At 38.1% G+C, this 19,738-nt stretch carries 17 protein-coding genes; 2 read left to right on the forward strand and 15 right to left on the reverse strand.

Annotation, left to right across the window (positions count from 1 at the left end):
• Positions 1–49: 49 nt before the first annotated feature.
• Both rpmH and mscL read right to left on the reverse strand, forming a co-directional pair.
• A complete protein-coding gene (gene rpmH / locus FLS47_RS09060; RefSeq protein ID WP_003002285.1) occupies positions 50–208 on the reverse strand; it encodes a 50S ribosomal protein L34 in 159 nt (52 codons plus the stop codon).
• Positions 209–365: 157 nt separating this feature from the next.
• On the reverse strand, positions 366–785 hold the full coding sequence (gene mscL, locus FLS47_RS09065) for a large-conductance mechanosensitive channel protein MscL (RefSeq protein WP_149914058.1): 420 nt from the start codon (positions 783–785) through the stop codon (positions 366–368).
• Positions 786–954: 169 nt separating this feature from the next.
• Between mscL and FLS47_RS09070 the strand changes: the two genes are divergently transcribed.
• Positions 955–1,599 (forward strand): response regulator transcription factor, encoded by a 645-nt coding sequence (locus FLS47_RS09070; protein WP_149914059.1) that lies wholly within the window; start codon positions 955–957, stop codon positions 1,597–1,599.
• A 77-nt stretch (positions 1,600–1,676) separates the two neighbouring features.
• On the opposite strand, the gene ftsZ is transcribed toward FLS47_RS09070, so the two are convergent.
• The 13 genes from ftsZ to mraZ form a co-directional block, all read right to left on the reverse strand.
• Positions 1,677–3,377: a cell division protein FtsZ gene (gene ftsZ, locus FLS47_RS09075; protein ID WP_149914060.1), complete on the reverse strand. Its 1,701-nt coding sequence runs from the start codon at positions 3,375–3,377 to the stop codon at positions 1,677–1,679.
• Between the two features lie 140 nt (positions 3,378–3,517).
• Entirely contained in the window at positions 3,518–4,885 is a 1,368-nt protein-coding gene (gene ftsA / locus FLS47_RS09080; RefSeq protein ID WP_149914061.1) for a cell division protein FtsA, read from the reverse strand.
• A 12-nt stretch (positions 4,886–4,897) separates the two neighbouring features.
• Positions 4,898–5,716, reverse strand: a complete 819-nt coding sequence (locus FLS47_RS09085; RefSeq protein ID WP_223225201.1) for an FtsQ-type POTRA domain-containing protein — start codon at positions 5,714–5,716, stop codon at positions 4,898–4,900.
• A gap of 2 nt (positions 5,717–5,718) precedes the next feature.
• The gene (gene murC, locus FLS47_RS09090; RefSeq protein WP_149914073.1) at positions 5,719–7,071 is read right to left on the reverse strand and encodes a UDP-N-acetylmuramate--L-alanine ligase; all 1,353 of its coding nucleotides are present in this window, start codon (positions 7,069–7,071) and stop codon (positions 5,719–5,721) included.
• Positions 7,072–7,078: 7 nt separating this feature from the next.
• Complete coding sequence (murG, locus tag FLS47_RS09095) at positions 7,079–8,173, reverse strand: undecaprenyldiphospho-muramoylpentapeptide beta-N-acetylglucosaminyltransferase (RefSeq protein ID WP_149914063.1); 1,095 nt, start codon at positions 8,171–8,173, stop codon at positions 7,079–7,081.
• Between the two features lie 10 nt (positions 8,174–8,183).
• Positions 8,184–9,398 (reverse strand): FtsW/RodA/SpoVE family cell cycle protein, encoded by a 1,215-nt coding sequence (locus FLS47_RS09100; RefSeq protein ID WP_149914064.1) that lies wholly within the window; start codon positions 9,396–9,398, stop codon positions 8,184–8,186.
• A gap of 8 nt (positions 9,399–9,406) precedes the next feature.
• Positions 9,407–10,780 carry a UDP-N-acetylmuramoyl-L-alanine--D-glutamate ligase gene (gene murD, locus FLS47_RS09105; protein WP_149914065.1) on the reverse strand — a complete coding sequence of 458 codons (1,374 nt, stop codon included), beginning with the start codon at positions 10,778–10,780 and terminating at the stop codon, positions 9,407–9,409.
• 1 nt (position 10,781) lies between these two features.
• Positions 10,782–12,026, reverse strand: coding sequence for a phospho-N-acetylmuramoyl-pentapeptide-transferase (mraY, locus tag FLS47_RS09110; protein ID WP_149914066.1), 1,245 nt, complete (start codon positions 12,024–12,026; stop codon positions 10,782–10,784).
• Between the two features lie 8 nt (positions 12,027–12,034).
• Entirely contained in the window at positions 12,035–13,489 is a 1,455-nt protein-coding gene (locus FLS47_RS09115; protein ID WP_149914067.1) for a UDP-N-acetylmuramoyl-L-alanyl-D-glutamate--2,6-diaminopimelate ligase, read from the reverse strand.
• Position 13,490: 1 nt separating this feature from the next.
• On the reverse strand, positions 13,491–15,605 hold the full coding sequence (locus tag FLS47_RS09120; protein WP_149914068.1) for a penicillin-binding protein: 2,115 nt from the start codon (positions 15,603–15,605) through the stop codon (positions 13,491–13,493).
• A 16-nt stretch (positions 15,606–15,621) separates the two neighbouring features.
• Complete coding sequence (locus FLS47_RS09125) at positions 15,622–16,032, reverse strand: FtsL-like putative cell division protein (RefSeq protein WP_149914069.1); 411 nt, start codon at positions 16,030–16,032, stop codon at positions 15,622–15,624.
• An 11-nt stretch (positions 16,033–16,043) separates the two neighbouring features.
• Positions 16,044–16,961, reverse strand: coding sequence for a 16S rRNA (cytosine(1402)-N(4))-methyltransferase RsmH (gene rsmH, locus FLS47_RS09130; RefSeq protein ID WP_149914070.1), 918 nt, complete (start codon positions 16,959–16,961; stop codon positions 16,044–16,046).
• Positions 16,954–17,427: a division/cell wall cluster transcriptional repressor MraZ gene (mraZ, locus tag FLS47_RS09135; RefSeq protein ID WP_149914071.1), complete on the reverse strand. Its 474-nt coding sequence runs from the start codon at positions 17,425–17,427 to the stop codon at positions 16,954–16,956. Before mraZ ends, rsmH begins: the two co-directional genes overlap by 8 nt.
• Before the next feature lie 404 nt (positions 17,428–17,831).
• On the opposite strand from mraZ, the gene aspS reads away from it, so the two are divergent.
• Complete coding sequence (aspS, locus tag FLS47_RS09140; protein ID WP_149914072.1) at positions 17,832–19,586, forward strand: aspartate--tRNA ligase; 1,755 nt, start codon at positions 17,832–17,834, stop codon at positions 19,584–19,586.
• The last annotated feature ends 152 nt before the right edge of the window (positions 19,587–19,738 follow it).

A 19,738-nucleotide genomic window follows, 5' to 3' on the forward strand; every position in this document is an offset into this window, starting at 1 on the left:
TTTGGCCGGAATATAGCCACAGTAAAAGTCACCGGCGCTAAAAAAAGAATTAGCCTTTATGACGGTATTCGTCAGAAACTGTTAGACGTTTTCTACCTTTTGCTCTACGAGACGCTAATACTCTTCTACCATTAGCTGTGCTCATACGCTCTCTAAAACCGTGCTTATTTCTTCTTTTTCTTTGCGAAGGCTGAAATGTTCTTTTCATGACGCTCTATTATCTTTATTATTTTTTTCTATTAACCAAATATTACCCCCTAAGAGGAATGCAAAAGTACTGTATAATTTCAATATATACAAGTATATGAAAGAAAAAAGTTCACAATACACTTATGAACTTTCCTCCTTTTTCGGAACAGAAAAAACTATTTATTTCTCAACAAATCTCTAATTTCTGCAAGTAACACTTCTTCATTAGAAGGCCCTGCAGGCGCAGCAGCTGGCTTTTCTTCTTTTTTCTTCAATGAATTTAAAGCTTTTATCACCACAAAAATACAGAATGCAATTATCAAGAACTGAATAACAACATTTATAAAATTGCCATAATTCAATGTTACAGCTGGAGTCAAAATAGAACCATCTGCATTCAAAACAGCCTCTTTCAACGTTAATACCTTCTCAGAGAAATCAACGCCTCCTGTAATGACACCAATAATTGGCATAATTAAATCATCCACTAAAGATGTGACAATTTTGCCAAACGCTCCGCCGATAACAACACCGACCGCTAGGTCAATTACGTTACCACGCATAGCGAATTCCTTAAATTCTTTTATAAATCCCATAATAATTTTATTTTAATGAAACAAAAATAAGATAAAAATTCTAATTTAGATAGCACAATTATACACATCAGTTTTTTAAAATTAAAAGATTATCCTTGATAGAATAATTAGTTTAAAATAATAAAAATATTCTTATATTAATTATCGAAAAATAACACACCAAATCACCATGAATAGTATCCTTATAGCAGATGACCACAGCATTGTACGATTTGGTACTGCTGTAGCCATTAATGAAACATTCAAGGAGGCACAGATAACGCATGCATCCACTATTAAAGAGGTGTACTCTCACCTGAATTTCAAACGTTTTGATCTGCTCCTTTTGGACATTAACATGCCTGGAGGAAATAATATCAGCGTCATTAAAGAGGTATTGGATTTACAACCGGATTTAAAAATATTAGTATTTTCATCTTATGACGAAAATATTTATGCGTTACGCTACATAGAAGCGGGCGCTGCAGGGTATTTAAATAAGAATACAGCGATGGAAGAACTGAATAACGCTATCACAAGTATTCAAGAACGAGGGAAATATATGTCTCCTGCTGTAAGAAATCTATATATTCAAAAGTTGACAAGCACCAAATCAAGTATAGATAAGGCTAATCCTCTTAATAAATTATCTAACCGTGAAATGGACGTCGCTAAACACCTCATAGAGGGCCATGGCATCCTTGAAGTATCAAACCTATTGGATTTGAGCTCTTCGACGGTAAGCACCTACAAGAGCCGTATTTTTGAAAAATTAGGGGTAACGAATATTCCCGAGTTGATTGAACTATTTAATCTACATGCGCAAAACACCTAGTAAATAGAATGTATTTCGCTAAGACATAGTAAAGGCTCAACAATTGTTGAGCCTTTACTTTATAACTTTACTTTATTTTAATCGACATTGTCGTGTAAGAATGAATTATTCGAACGAATCTCCGTAACACCATCATCGAATGATAACGTAAAACGTGAGACTTGTGAATCCGAAGAATGAGGCACATCGTCTAAAGATTTTTGTTTTCTCTTGTATGCAGGCTCATTTTCTAATTCTTGTAAACCATTTGAAGATTTCAACTTCATACTCAATTCTTTCAAACGTAAGATACGCTCTTTAGTTTTTAGTAATTGATCTTCAAAATTTACTTCCTCTTCTACTTTTACAGTAGTATGTGCAATATTCGAAACATGATTAGTTTCTACAATATTATTTACTTCTTCCTCGACTTGCTCATCTACTTTTTCTTCGTAAGCATCAAAAACAGTAGGTAACTTGAATTCAAAAACAGAAGGTGAAGTTTTTAGCTCAAAACCACCGTTATCCTCAACAGTTTCTTCTGCCGTAAAATCATCTTGAACATCTAAAGTATGACGTACTACATTTGATTCTTGCTGCACCGCAATATTCGACACATTTGTTTTCAACGGATTGAAAAGATCAGCTTGAGGCGTTGTTGCAGGTTGAACTACATTGGCTGGTGTAACCACCGGAGTTACATATGCTGGAGTAGATTGCGCTACTGGTTTTTCAGCAAATTGATTTTGTGATACAGGTTTAATAAATGAGTGAACTGTTTCTGGGGTTAAAGGCAAAGCAACTTTTTCGTTTTCCTTTTCTTTCATGCGCTCTTCAGCCGTCTGGAATCCTGTAGCAATAATTGTTACAGACAAGTCATCTTCCAATGCCTCATCAATACAGTTACCCCAAATTAAGTCAGCTGTTAAACCTGCCTTTTCTTGTATGTAATCCGTCACAATTGCCACCTCATCCATCGTTACTTCTTTTTTACCAGAAGTAATATTCAATAAGATATAACGAGCGCCTTCGATTTCATTATCTTTCAATAATGGAGAAGCCAATGCTCCAGTTACAGCCTCAATAGCACGATTCTCTCCAGAAGCAATATGGTTACCCATAATAGCGACACCACTATCATTCATTACAGTGCGCACATCTTTAAAATCGACGTTTACATAACCTGGAATAGTAATGATTTCGGCGATACCTTTTGCAGCCGTAGTCAATATATCATCTGCTTTAGCAAAAGCAGCTGTCATTGTCAAGTTTCCGAAGATCTCACGTAATCTATCGTTAGAAATTACAAGGTAAGAATCTACATATTTACGCAATTCATTTAAGCCTTCTTCCGCTTGTGAACGACGTTTTTTACCTTCGAATGTAAAAGGAGTTGTGATTATAGCTACAGTCAAGATTCCCATTTCCTTAGCCGCTTTAGCCAAGACAGGACTTGCACCAGTACCTGTACCACCACCCATTCCGGCAGTGATAAAAAGCATCTTAGTGTTAGTACCTAACATTCTTTTGATATCATCAATACTTTCGATAGCAGAATTTTCGCCTACATCAGGATCAGCGCCAGCACCCATACCTTCAGTTAGACTCGTTCCCAATTGTACTTTGTTAGGAATAGGACTTAATTCCAATGCTTGCGCATCTGTATTACACACTATAAAATCAACTCCGCTAATCCCTTGCTTGTACATGTGATTAACGGCATTGCCACCGCCACCACCAACACCTATAACCTTGATTATAGATGATTGTTCCTTTAACATTTCAAATTGTATCGACATAATAATATCCTATTTATAAGAGAACTGCCAAGCTTAACATTTAACCCAAACTCAACAATTCGAATGTAATAATACCAAAATCTTAACAAGAGTTTTCCACATTTGTTAAATTGTGGAAAACTCCATCCAGTGTGGAAAAGTTATTTTTTTCCGATATAAGTTTCGTCGTCTATTTCTTGATTATCCTTGATAAATTCTGAGATAATTTTAGTAAACCAACTCTCTTTTTTACTTTGTTTTTCTGCGATTTCACCAACTTTCTCTTTGCGTGGTTTTTTAAGCTCACGCTCCTCTGAAGCCATATTTTGCTCGTCTTCGACAGTTTGAATTCCTTTGATCAACAACCCAATACTTGTTGCATACATTGGGGATTTCATTTCCTCCAATGTTTGTTTATTTAGCATGTCAGTTTTTGCCAAATATTCATTTGGATAACCAATACGACAATCGATTCCAGTGATGTATTCCACCAATTGAACCAAATGTTTTAATTGTGCACCACCACCAGTGATAACGATGCCCGCGATTAATTTATCTTCGTAACCCGAAGCTTTGATTTCATAATACACGTGCTCAATAATTTCTTCCATTCTCGCTTGAATAATATAAGCAAGATTTTTAACAGAAATCTCTTTAGAGTCACGACCACGAATACCTGGAACGCAGATAACTTCGTTTTCTTTATTTTCATCAGCCAAAGCCGAACCGTATCTAACTTTTAATTGCTCAGCTTGATTTCGAAGGACAGCACAACCTTGACGAATATCTTCTGTTACAATATTACCACCTAAAGGAATTACAGCAGTATGACGGATAATACCTTCGTGGAAAATAGCCACATCGGTAGTACCACCGCCTATATCAACAAGAACTACACCAGCCATTTTTTCTTCTTCATCCAATACAGCTTCGGATGATGCAAGAGGCTCAAGTACCAATGAAGACACTTCTAAATCAGAATTATCTACACATTTCTTGATATTTTTGATATCAGTAACACGACCTGAAATGATATGGAAATTAGCTTCCATACGACGACCAGCCATACCTATTGGTTCTTTGATACCTGGTTCATTGTCAATCGTAAACTCCTGAGGCAACACATGAATAATTTCTTCCCCTGGAGGCAAAACCAATTTGTACATATCCGAAATCAATCGTTCTACATCAAGACGGTTGATTTCATCATCATCGCTTTTGGTTAATATTCCGCGATGTTGAATACTTTTGATATGCTGACCCGCGATACCCACATTGACTACTTTAATATCCACATTGGACTGTCCCTCTGCTGAAGAAACGGCCTCACGAATACTAAATACAGTCTTTTGAATATTAGCTACTACACCACGATTCACACCGGCAGATTCTGCCTTACCCACGCCTAATAATTCAATTTTGTTTGTACCACTGCGTCGTCCTACAGTAACACAAATCTTTGTCGTACCGATATCTAAACCAACGATGATCGGATTTTCTTTTTCAATGTCTGTAATTCTTGGTTTCATATGCTGTATTTTTTAATTTTTCATGTTAATTTTCATCTGCAAGCTGTCCATGTACCACCCCTCTCTTCGCTCGCAGATAATTTGCCCGCCGTACTTCACATTTACTTTAGCGTACGCTTCCGTTCCTACTTTTGGCAATATATTTTTGTAATACATTTCCAATCTTCTGAGTTTGTATTCCAAAGAATCCGCTGATCCAATTACCAACAATTCTTTGCCTACACGTGGAATTAACTCGATATCATCTTGTTCATTGACATAAATCTGAACAATTTGATTTTCCCACAAATCATTTCCTTTTACGTGCTCCACAATCTGAACCAAATCCTTTACCATTTTAGTTTCAATTGGTTCTAAAGGCTTATTATAACTCTCCTTAATCTTGCCATTAGCAACCAAAACATGCGGCACGTATTTCAATGTTACAGGAATTTTATGTCCTTTAGTATCCACATAAAATTCGCGCCCATCTTTGTTTATCACTCGGAGAATCACTTCTCGTTGCTGTACATTGACATTGATTGTACCATCCATATCCGTATGAATCTCAGCATTTGACACATAAGGTAATTTCTCAATGGCACGCTCTATATCTTCATATTTTATAGTTTGCAATTCTTTACCTATTACAGCACCAAATTGATTATTTACCATCTTTGAAATATCATGTTGATCGATAAAAGTTTCCTTACCTTCTACATTTACTTTCAACGCTGTGCAAACCTGCGCCTTATCCTTATTACTAATCATACCCATGAGCACTACCAATCCCACCAAGGCGCTAACGCCTAGGAAAGTATAGAATACGAGTCCCCATTTGATGTTCTTCATAATTATTTCGCAATAATTGCTTTAAGTGGTCTTACCAATCTGTCAATATCACCAGCTCCTACCGTCACTACGAGCTCTGGCTTCTCATTTTCAACGTATTCTAAAACTTGCTTGGGAGTTAATACACGTTTGTTTTCTAAATCAATTTTCTCTAACAACCAAGAAGAAGTCACGCCTTCGATTGGCAATTCACGTGCTGGATAAATTTCCATCAGCAATAAATCATCCGCCATACCCAACGCTTCAGCAAATCCTTCTACAAAATCTCGTGTACGCGAGAACAAATGCGGTTGGAAAACGACCGTAATCTTTTTCGCAGGATAAAGCTTCTTCAACGAAGAAAGAAATGCTCTTAACTCCTCCGGGTGATGCGCATAGTCGTCAATATATATCGCATTTTGCTGACGCACGATGTATTCAAAACGTCTTTTAGCTCCGCTGAAATTTGCTAATGCAGCAACAATTTTATCTTGATCAATTTCTAATAATAATGCTACGGTTATTGCCGCTACAGCATTTTCAATATTGTGTAGACCAGCAATACCCATCTTGATATTTGAGATACGCAAATCACCTTTTACATAATCAAAATGAAATTCGCCATCGATCACTTCAATATGCTCCGCATGCGCATCCGCTTGCTCGTCTTTCGAGTAAGAAATATCACCCGAAAACGGCAAACCCTTTTTCACAATACGATGACCACCTTCTACCACTCTATCCAAGTACATTTTGAACGAATCAATCAAATGCGATTCATCACCGTAAATATCCAAGTGATCCGCATCCGCAGAAGTCACAACCGCGATATTAGGATGTAAAGTCAAGAAAGAACGATCATACTCATCCGCTTCTACTACCACAACATTGTTGTCACCATACAACACATTCGTATTGTAATTGGAACTGATTCCACCCAAGAAAGCTGAACAGTCATAGCCCGAATCTTTTAATATATGTGCGATCATCGTCGACGTAGTAGTTTTACCATGTGTACCTGCTACACCTATGGTGAAACGACTAGCACTGATAAATCCTAAAACTTGAGAACGTTTAAAAATTTCGAAACCTTTATCAATAAAATAGTTTTTGATTTTCAAATCCTTCGGAACAGCTGGCGTAAAAATCACCAAGGTCTCAGCTGAAGGTTGATCAAATTCAGCTGGAATTAAAGCGATATCATCTTGATAAACGACATCAATTCCTTCCTGTACAAGCGCAAGCGTCAAATCAGTTTCTGTACGGTCGTAGCCGACAACCTTACAGCCCAAATGCTGGAAGTAGCGTGCCAAACCACTCATACCAATACCACCGATACCGATAAGATAAACTTGCTTTATTTGATCAATATTTATCATTTGTCTATTTTATTATTTTCAACACTTCATTAGCAATTACATCGTCCGCATCCAACAAGGCAAGCTTCTTAATGTTCTCCGCTAAGTCGTTCATTTTATTTTCATCTTGTAATAAAGCCAAAGCTTCATTCACTAATTTCTCTCTTGCTTCCACATCTCTCACCATCAAAGCGGCATTTTTATTAAACAATGCCATTGCATTTTTAGTTTGATGATCTTCTGCAACATTTGGCGATGGAACTAAAATCACTGGCTTGCCCACTACACACAATTCCGAAATCGTCCCTGCGCCAGCTCTAGCGATAATTAAATCTGCTGCGGCGTAGGCATAATCCATACGTTGTAAGAATGGCATCATTTTCACATTGTAAGGTAAATCTTGAATTTCCTTATTCAATGCTTCATGATAATAGCTTCCACATTGCCATATCACTTGTACATCAGCTTCCTTGAATTTTTCAAAAGCTTGTTTCACACAATCATTCAATGTACCAGCGCCTAGACTTCCACCCGTTACTAATATTGTTTTCTTTCCAGCCTCCAAACCGAAAGAAACCAAAGCCTCTCCCTTTTTTCCTTCGATATCCACCGAAGTACGACGAATAGGATTTCCAGTCAACAAGACTTTTTCCGCAGGAAAGAATTGCTCCATTCCTTCGTAGGCTACACAAACTTTCTTCGCTTTACTGCCCAAACTTTTATTAGTCTTACCCGCAAAAGAATTTTGTTCTTGAATCAATGTTGGCAAGCCCATCATGTTTGCCATCATCAACAATGGACCCGAAGCATAACCTCCCACACCGACCGCTACATCTGCTTTGAAATCCTTGATAATTCTTCTTGCTTTCAACAGACTGCTAATCATCTTGAAAGGCAAGGATATATTTTTAAGAAGTGATGAACGATTGAATCCCTGAATATCTAATCCCACAATTGTATAACCTGCCGCGGGCACTTTCTCCATCTCCATCTTGCCATTCGCTCCTACAAACAATATTTCAATATTCGGTTCCACACGACGCAATGCATTCGCTATCGCAATTGCCGGGAAAATATGTCCCCCAGTTCCTCCTCCGCTTATGATTACTTTATGCGCCATATTCTTAAAACTAAACTGTTCCTACAACTACTTTTCTAGCGGTTTTTGGACCAGTAATCGTTCCTTCTTCTAATTCTTCTTTATTTTTTAATTCTTCAATACTTCTACTTACCGAAAGAATAATACCTAATGCAACACTTGTGAATAATATCGAGGTACCTCCCATACTTACCAATGGAAGTGGAACACCTGTTACTGGCCCCAATCCTACTGCTACCGCCATATTTGCTAATGCCTGAATGGTCAAACTAAAACCCAATCCGGCAGCCAAAAAAGCACCAAAAGCACGTGGACTCATCGTCACAATTCGAATCACCCGATACATCAGTGCCAAGTACAAGAACAACAATACAAAACCTCCTAACGCTCCATACTCTTCAATGATTATAGCAAAAATAAAATCCGAATATGGATGTGGTAATACGTTACGTTGAATACTATTACCCGGACCTTTTCCAAATAATCCGCCTGTCGCTATCGCAATTTTTGCATTGTTGGCTTGAAAATTTTTATCCTCTTGAAAGGGAATACTTGTATTTCTCCCGTCTACTTGTTCTGTTTTGAAGAATCCTTCTATACGACTTATATAAGTTGCACGACGAGGTCCTAATAGAATAACCAATGTCAAAAGAACTCCACCACCAAGACAAACAAGACCAATTTGTTTTATATCAATACGACCTATTACCAACAAAAGAATACTTGTTCCAAATAACATCAGCGCTGTCGATAAATTCGCAATTGCAATCAAAACAAACACCGCACATACAGTTCCCATAATTGGGATAAAAGACTTTTTCAAATCCTTAATTTCATGCGCCTTACGCGACAACATGCGTGCTAAGAATGTAATCAAAGCCAACTTTGCTAAATCGGAAGTCTGAAATGTCTGGTTGATAACCGGAATTGTCACCCAACGTGATGCTTCATTCACTGAACTACCGAATATCAATGTATACAGTAGTAAGGGTATGGTAATGACCATCAATATCTTCGAAATTCCAGCGTACCATCTGTAATCCAATTTGTGAGACAAATACATAAAAACTAAACCGATAGCAATAATGGAAAAGTGCTTAACCAGATACAATTCTGTTCCTTTGCCTTCTTTATAAGCCAAAGTACCCACCGAACTATACACAGCAAGCAAAGACCATCCTGATAAGATTATCACGATAATCCAAATCCATTTATCACCTTTTAGTTTTGAAAAGATTTGCTCCATAACTAGATTTACAATGCCATCACAGCTTCTTTGAATTTATCGCCTCTTTCTTCGTAATTTTTAAACCAATCAAAGCTTGCACATGCAGGAGACAATAATACTGTATCACCTTTAGATGCAATATGCGAAGCAATCATTACAGCATCTTCCATCGAAGAACTATTTACAATCACGTCCACTTCATCTTCAAAAGCATCGTGAATACGTGAAGTATCTTTACCAATACAGATTATTGCTTTTACTTTTTGCTTTACTAAATCACGAAGCATATCGTAATCATTTCCTTTATCTACACCTCCCAATAACAAGACGATGTCTGTCGAGAAACTTTCCAATGCATACCAAACGGAGTTCACATTCGTTGCTTTCGAATCATTGATATAGTTAACTCCACCGATCAACGCTACATGCTCCAATCTATGTGAAATGTTCACATACGACCCCATGCTCTCTTTCATGCTTTGGTTGCGTAACTCTTGCACTTTAGCGATTAAGCCAGATGCCATATTATTATAGACATTGTGCTTTCCTTGTAATGATAACTCTTCAATATTCATCTCGAACTCGTCTCTATTAGGTAAGTTAATTTTCAAATTTTTATTCTCGTCCAAATACGCTCCCACGGCTACTATTTGCTCTTGTGTCATCGGCAATTGCTGTGCTGTGATTTCAAATCTTGGCAATGCTTTTACCGTTTCCTCATCATCTAAGCAATAGATGAAATAGTCTTCTGGACGTTGATTTTGAATCATTCTGAATTTTGAATTCGAATAATTCTCCATCTTGTAATCATACCGATCCAAATGATCGGGGGTAATATTCAATATCACAGCAATATCAGCGCGGAAATGATACATGTCATCCAACATGAAGCTGGAAATTTCCAAAACATAAGTATCAAATGTTTCACGCGCAACTTGCAGTGCGAAACTCTTTCCAATATTGCCAGCCAAGCCTACATTTAAGCCTGCCTTTTGTAACATATAATGTGTTAGCAATGTCGTTGTTGATTTGCCATTCGATCCCGTAATACAAATTAATTTTGCATCCGTATATTGCGCTGCAAATTCAATTTCTGAGATTACAGGAATATTCAAAGAACGAAGCTTTTGAATCAATGGTGCTTTTTCTGGAATACCTGGACTTTTGACAACAACAGCTGCATTCAAAATCAAATCTTCCGTGTGTTGTCCCGATTCGAACGCAATCCCTTCCTCGACCAAACTTGATTGGTAAGAATCAGCTATCGTTCCCATATCCGATACAAAGACATCAAAACCTTTTTCCTTACCTAGAATAGCTGCTCCCACGCCACTTTCGCCAGCTCCAAGTACAACTAAGCGTCCCGATTGTGGATAATATGTATTGGCAATATTTCCCATATTATCTTGTTTTTAAAGTTACGATGGTCAAAATCGCCAAGATTACACCCACGATAACAAAACGTGTTACAATTTTAGCTTCGTGGTAACCCTTCTTTTGGTAGTGATGATGCAATGGTGACATTAAAAATATACGTCGGCCTTCACCAAATCTTTTCTTCGTGTATTTAAAGTAAGAAACTTGCATTATCACAGATAAATTTTCAATCAAAAACACACCACATAATACCGGAATCAACAATTCTTTACGAATCAAAATCGCAAATGCCGCTATAATACCACCGATTGCTAACGAACCTGTATCGCCCATAAACACTTGCGCTGGATACGCATTATACCACAAAAATCCAGTACACGCACCAACAAAAGCTCCAGCAAAAATCACGAGTTCTCCCGAATTTGGTATATACATGATATTCAAGTAATCCGAGAAAATTATATTACCCGATACATAAGCCAAAATCGCCAACGTAATACCGATAATAGCTGAAGTTCCTGTAGCAAGACCATCTATCCCGTCTGTAATATTTGCACCATTGGATACCGCGGTAACAATAAATACCACAACAATTAAAAATAAAGCGAAAGTAGCCCAAGGATTATCGATACCGATTACTGGCAATACTTTCGAATAATCAAATTCGTTATCTTTATAAAACGGAATGTTTGTCATTGTAGACTTTACATTTTCCGTGTAAGTCGTCTCACCTGTATTGGGATTAATTACCACCTCTACAGGAGTCTCAGAAGTAGGATTAATCACTTGCTCACGAACGACAATGTCCGGATGGAAATACATTGTGATAGCGATCAAAACCCCCAACCCCACTTGGCCAATTACTTTAAAACGACCAGCTAAGCCTTCTTTATTTTTCTTAAAAACTTTGATATAATCATCCAAAAAACCAATCGCACCCATCCAAAGTGTTGTCACCACCATTATGATGATGTAAATATTATCTAGTTTAGCAAACAACAATGTCGGAATCAAAATACCTGCGATAATGATCAAACCACCCATTGTAGGTGTACCTTGCTTCTTTTTCTCGCCCTCTAATCCCAAATCACGAATAGTCTCACCTACTTGTTTTTTGTGCAACAAATTGATCAATCGGCTACCGAAAACCGTCGTAATGATAAGCGACACAATAACCGCTATCGCCGTACGAAACGAAATGTATTGAAACAATCCCGACCCAGGAATCTTCCAGTTTTCTTGTAGCCAATCAAATAAATAATATAACATCGATTCTCTTATTGCTCGTTAAAGGTATTTTCTAACTCTTCTCTATCATCAAAATGATGACGTACACCGTTTATTTCTTGATATTTTTCGTGTCCCTTACCCGCCACAAGTACAATATCACCTGGATTTGCCAAATGAACTGCTGCACGAATAGCTTCACGACGATCAGCTATGCTGAATGTATTTTTCTTTTTTTCTGGTGAAACACCAGCTTCCATTTCCTTGATAATTTGAAATGGATCTTCTGTGCGTGGATTGTCTGAAGTGATAATCAACTTATCACTGTATTTCAATGCCACTTTTGCCATTTCTGGTCTCTTAGTTTTGTCACGATCTCCACCACAACCTAATACTGTAATGATTTGTTGACCTACATTGCGCAAGTCTTTAATCGTTTCTAACACATTTTCTACTGCATCTGGTGTATGCGCATAATCCACAATCCCAACTACACCATTTGTCGAACGCACAGTCTCAAATCTTCCTTCCGCTCCCGAGATTTCGCTTAGCGCCACCAAAACCTTTGAGGTTTCTTGTTCCAAAAGAATTGCAGCAGCATAGACAGCTAATAAATTGTATGCGTTGAATCCGCCAACTAACTTCACCCACAAATCATGGGAGTCAATTTGCAGCAACATCCCATCAAAGTGCGATTCCAAGACTTTAGCTTTAAAATCGGCCATATTTTGCAACCCGTAAGATTTACGATGTGCAAACGTATTTTGAAGCATGATATTCCCGTTTCTATCATCGAAATTCGTCAATGCAAAAGCATAACCATCCAAATCATCAAAGAATTTTTTCTTCGCTTTGATGTAATTGTCAAATGTGCCATGGAAATCCAAATGATCGTGCGTAATGTTGGTGAATATTCCACCAGCGAAACGCAACCCCACAATACGTTGCTGAATCACCGCATGCGAACTCACTTCCATGAAACAATAATCACAACCATCGTCCACCATTTGGCGTAGAAGCTTATTCAATGCTACCGGATCCGGAGTCGTATGTGTTGCTGGAATTATAGTCGAACCGATTCTATTTTCAACCGTTGAAAGCAGCCCTACATGATAGCCCAATTGATTGAATAAGTTGAATAACAATGTCGCAACAGTAGTTTTACCATTTGTACCTGTAACACCTACCAATTTTAAATCTTGGGACGGATTTCCATAAAAATTACCCGCGATAATTCCTAAAGCATACGCACTATCACTAACCTGAATGTAAGTTACTTCCTCATTAATATCTTCTGGCAATTCCTCTACTACCAAAACAGCAGCATTATTTTCTATGACTTTGGCTATATACAAATGTCCATCAGTATGCACACCTTTCACCGCAACGAAAAGAGTTCCATGCTGCACTTGTCTGGAATCAAAAGCAATAGCATCCACATCCACATCCAGTGAACCAAAAACCTGCAATACAGGAATAGCGTGTAACAACTCTTTTAACTTCATATCAATTCAACTCTAATGAGACATTTGAACCCATTTTTAAGCGCTGACCAGGAGCCAACGACTGTGCAATAACTTTACCCTTCCCTACAACCTTGGTCTTAAAACCCGCATTTTCCATTGTAAAAATCGCATCCACCAATCCCATTCCTTTTACATTCGGAACAATACCTTCTTTTATATTTACCTCCACAAATGGAAAACCACGTTGTGTTAGAGCAGAATCGCCTTGACTAATCGTGTTCCAATTTTGAGGATTAAATCCCAATGACTCATAAACTTTTGTTGACGCTTCTTTCGAACCATTCAACGTTAATGGCGTACGCATTCCCGCTGTATTCACACTTTTAGTAGCAAAAGTGCCATGCAAATTCAAGTCGTTTGCATAAACCATATCCGCCAATTCCTTGAAAACTGGACCAGCTACTGACCCACCATAATAGCCATTGCGTGGATTACGAATAACTACGATCATTGAATACCTTGGATTATCTGCCGGAAAATAACCTGCGAACGACGATTGATAACGTCTATGCCCATAGCCACGAGAATTATCAGCCATTTGCGCAGTCCCTGTTTTACCAGCAGCTGAATACAATGGACTCGCCAATCTCTTTCCTGTTCCGTCAATCATAACTCCCTCTAGCATACCCTTCATTTTAGCTATCGCTTCTGAAGAAGCCATTTGTTTGTTGATCACGCGAGCTTCAAATCTTTCTACGGTATTTCCCAAATGACGAATCTCACGTACAAACAAAGGAGCTATTAACTTTCCATTATTCGCTACACCGTTGTATAATGTCAAAGTTTGCAATGGTGTCAACAACAATTCATATCCATAAGCCATTTGTATCAATGACAATTTACTCCAAGATCTATTTTTTGGTGTCTTAACCACCGGTTTGCCTTCTCCAGGAATTTGCAATTCCAATGGCTCATGCAAACCCCAGCTATGCAATTTTGATGTATATTGCGCTGGATTATCTCCGTAATGCGTATTAATCAATTTCGTTATAGCCACATTCGAGGATTCCTCAAAAGCAGTTTTTACGCTGATATTAGATTTTTTAGGCGCATGCGAATCGCGAATCGTATGCGAAGGAACCTTGTACGTTCCATTTCCAATATCTACACGCGTAGCTGTATCAATATAGCCGTCATCCAAAGCAGCCAAATAGGACGCTAGCTTAAACGTCGAACCTGGATCAGCAGTTTGCGCAATAGCGTAATTAAATTTCTCGCGATATTCGCCATCTTTATCCTTCGTAAAGTTCGCTATCGCACGAATCTCTCCAGTCTGCACTTCCATCAATATCACACATCCCTCATCAGCATTGCTGATTTTCATCTGCTTGCCCAATGCGCGTTGCGCCATATCCTGCATATTCACATCGATAGTCGAAATAATATCCGAACCATCCACAGGAGCAACTTCCAATTCTCTATTTACCGGTACCCATACACCACCTGCAATACGTTGCATCATTTGAGCACCACTTCTACCTTCGATATAATCTCCGTAAGCACCTTCTAACCCAACTCTGAATTCATCATTCTTGTAACCGATAGTACGTGCCGCAAGATTCGTAAATGGCAAAATCCTTTTATTCTGTCTTACCGCAACAAGACTACTCGAATATCTTCTTTTACCCTCACGGAAAGTCTTAAACAACGGAAAAGTCTTCAATACTTTCAAATCCTGATGTGAAACTGCACGTTTCAACAAGACATAACGTTGCTTTTTATTTCTGGCTTGTTTCAGTATTACTAAATACTGACGCGAAGATTTATCTTTAAAAAATCCAGCCAATTTAGAAGCCAAGGAATCCACCTTGTTATTAAACACGTCATTGTACTCTTCAGGAATTGACATCGCGTCAAACCTAATTTCATATTCTGGAACAGAAGTGGCTAACAAACTTCCATCCACCGAAAAAATATTTCCTCTAGCCGCCTCTACCACACGCTCTTGAATAGTTAAACTATCCGCGATAGAACGCCATTTTTCTCCATCCACATATTGCAGGTGCAAAAGCTTAGCAAAAACCGCTAAAGCTCCGAATACCATAAGCCCGAAAGCCAGGTACACACGCATTAATATGGACTTCCTTATATTCATACTAAGTATTTACTACTTATTTTTTCTCTTTCACTACCTCAAGTTTAATTGGTGGCTCCGTCCGCTCCTTCAACCCCAACGTATCAGCCCTTTTTGCGATCTCCGATTGCGTTGTTAATTTCATCAACTCCGCAGACAAAGACTTATAATCCCAACTCAATTCCTTTACCTCACGCCCCAAACGATCAATTTGCCTAACTGTACGCTCCGCCAAGTGACGATTAGAAATATACAACAGCGCCAAAAAAGCTAAGAAAGCCCCAAAAGGCAAATTTCTTGTCACCAAATACGTTGACAACCTTGCTGGTGAAAACAAATCACGAAGAAAACTACGAGTCTCCTCTACTTTTTCTTCTACCGATTCCGAGATCTCCTCTTGGACATCTTCACTCAGCTCTTGGTTACGCAATGTATTTCTTCTCGACATAACCGTGATTGTTAATTAGCTATCTTTTCCGCTACGCGTAATTTTGCGCTACGCGAACGATTATTTAATTGCAATTCTTCTTCAGAAGCTGTAATCGCTTTTCGTGTAATTATTCGAAAAGGCTTAATTTCATTGCCGAAAAAGTCTTTTTCCACCTCTCCTCTAAATTTTCCTTTAAGCATGAAATTTTTCACCAAACGATCTTCCAAAGAGTGATACGACATAATGACCAAACGACCATTTTCTTTCAGAACAGAAATACTTTGCATCAAAAACTCTTGCAAGGCCTCCAATTCCTTATTTACCTCAATACGCAACGCCTGAAAAACCTGAGCATGATATTTATGTTCTTTTCCTTTTGGAACCAATTTCTTAATCACCTCTTTCAATTCAGCTACCGTATTAATTTCTTTTGTCAAGCGCGCCGTAACAATTGTTTTAGCCAATGACTTGGCATTTTGAACCTCACCATACATCCCAAAGATGCGATGCAAGTCTTCTTCCGAATACGTATTCAAAACTTTGCGCGCATCCAAATCCGAAACCTGATCCATACGCATATCCAAATCCGCATCAAAGCGTATAGAGAAACCGCGCTCTGCATCATCAAACTGATGAGAAGAAACTCCTAGATCGCCCAAAATACCATCCACTTCTTTAACCCCCTCAAGTCTTAGGTAGTTTTTTAGAAAACGAAAATTCTGATGAACCAACACAAATCGGTCATCAGCAATAGTATTGTTTATAGCATCAGGATCCTGATCAAATGCGACCAATTTTCCTGATGGACCTAATCTTTTTAATATTTCACGCGAATGACCACCACCACCAAAAGTCACATCCACATACACACCATCTGGCTTAATATCCAAAGCTTCCATGCATTCATGAAGCATTACAGGCACGTGATACACTTGTTCATTAGACATTAAAACCTCCTTCTAAATCAAAATCTCCCATTACTGACTCCGCCAAATCTGAAAAATCCTCTTCCGAAATAGCATTCATTCGCTCCTCATGTTTAGCTTTAGACCACAATTCTACTTTACTTAGGTTACACACCAACACCAATTCCGAACCCACCTGTGCGTAATCCAACAAATTTTTAGGCAACAACACACGACCCGCAGAATCCAATGTCAATTCCGTAGCGCCACTCGTAAACTTTCGCACGAAATCACGATTCTTCGCTTGAAATTGATTTAATCTCGACAATTGAGATAAAATTTTATTCCACTCTGTACGTGTATAAATCACCAAATTTCCATCAAAGCCACGATTCACAACAAGCCCTTCACGCTCCACATCAGGCAACTGACGTTTGAGCGCTGCAGGAACCACCATTCTACCTTTGGCGTCCAGCTTGCATTCGTATTCTCCGATTAAAAAATTCATCTGTAGTCTATATCGCTAATCAAATTTAACGTAAAAGTATACACTTTCTCCCACATACTCCCACAATCCCCCACAAAAAAGTTTTCCACATCACAATTTATGTTAAAATCATTAGCAAAAAACATAACCAAAAACATCATTAAGCATCCTTTTTATTGAAAATCAACATGTTAATTAGACCAACCTGTTATGTCATTTTTAAGCCACAAAACAGAAATTATTAACAGAAAAACACACTGATTTCGCTTAAAAAATTAAAAAAGTGGGGCAAAGTGGTAGAACATTATTCACAGTAGAAAATCAGTATTTTGAGTAGTCATTTAGTCCATTTTATTTCTACGAATGCATTAGTTATTCTCCTGCAAAACCGATAATTTTGCAAAATATATTTTCTACTTAATACTATGTATAGAAGTCAAAATTGCGGCGAACTTCGAATCGCTGATGTAAATAAGGAGGTAACACTTGCTGGTTGGGTACAAAAATCACGTGACAAAGGTTTTATGATTTGGGTGGATCTACGAGATCGTTATGGTATCACACAATTAATTTTTGATGAGGCACGTACAGAAACTGCTGTAATGCAATTAGCTAAATCTTTAGGTCGTGAGTTTGTAATCCAAGTAAAAGGCACAGTAATCGAACGCGAATCTAAAAACAATAATATTCCGACAGGTGAAATTGAGGTTTTAGTTACAGAATTAACTATTCTTAACGAAGCTCAGCTTCCTCCATTCACAATTGAAGACGAAACTGATGGTGGTGAAGATATTCGTATGAAATATCGTTACCTAGACATCCGTCGTAATCCTGTAAAAAACAGCTTATTGTTCCGTCACAAAGTGGCTCAAGAAGTTCGTAACTACTTATCAAATCTTGATTTCTGTGAAGTAGAAACACCTTACTTAATTAAATCTACTCCTGAAGGTGCTCGTGATTTTGTGGTTCCTTCACGTATGAATCCAGGTCAATTTTATGCGTTGCCACAATCTCCGCAAACATTCAAACAATTACTAATGGTAGCGGGTATGGACCGTTATTTCCAAATTGTAAAATGTTTCCGTGATGAAGATTTACGTGCAGATCGTCAACCTGAATTCACGCAAATCGACTGCGAGATGTCTTTCATCGAACAAGAAGACATTTTGAATGTATTTGAAGGCTTGACACGTCACCTATTAAAGAAAATCCACAATATCGATATTGAAAAATTCCCACGCATGACTTTTGATGAGGCAATGCGTACATATGGGAATGACAAACCAGATATTCGTTTTGGTATGAAATTCGGCGAATTAAATGCTATTGCTCAACACAAAGATTTTCCAGTATTTAATTCAGCAGAACTAGTGGTTGGTATAGCGGTACCAGGCGCAGCTACTTATACGCGTAAAGAAATTGATGCCTTAATTGATTGGGTAAAACGCCCACAAGTAGGAGCATCAGGAATGGTTTACGTAAAATTCGAAGCAAATGGTCAATACAAATCTTCAGTAGATAAATTCTACGATCAAGATGATTTAGCAAAATGGGCTGAAGCTACTGGCGCTCAAGAAGGCGATTTAATTTTAGTATTATCTGGCCCTGCTAACAAAACTAGAACACAACTTTCTGCTTTGCGTATGGAATTGGGTAATCGTATGGGTTTACGTAAATCGGATGAATTCGCTCCACTTTGGGTAGTAGACTTCCCGTTATTGGAATGGGATGAGGAGTCAGAAAGATTTCACGCTATGCACCATCCATTCACTTCTCCAAAACCTGAGGATATGCACCTATTGGATACAGACCCAGGAAAAGTACGCGCCAACGCGTATGATTTGGTATTGAATGGCAACGAAATTGGTGGTGGTTCTATCCGTATCCACGATAAAGAAATGCAAGCTTTGATGTTCAAACATTTAGGCTTTACTCCTGAGCAAGCGCAAGATCAATTTGGTTTCTTGATGAATGCTTTCCAATATGGAGCACCTCCACATGGTGGATTAGCTTTTGGTTTAGACCGTTTAGTAGCTATTTTGGGCGGTCAAGAGACTATTCGTGATTTCATAGCTTTCCCTAAAAACAATTCAGGCCGTGATGTGATGATTGATGCACCAGCACCAGTTGATCAAGCGCAATTAGAGGAATTAAGTTTAGCGCTAGCTTTAAAAGGCTAATAAACCATAATAAATAATATGAAACGAGGCTGTCTCAAAATAGGCAGCCTCTTTTTTGTATTTTATCACTCATATTATTTGCTTTAATCACCTGATTTTCATATCTTTAAGCTGCAATCAGATTGTTTTATGAGCAAAAGAGTACCTGTTTT

It is taken from the genome of Sphingobacterium cavernae, assembly GCF_008520265.1.
GTDB classification, from domain to species: Bacteria; Bacteroidota; Bacteroidia; order Sphingobacteriales; family Sphingobacteriaceae; genus Sphingobacterium; species Sphingobacterium cavernae.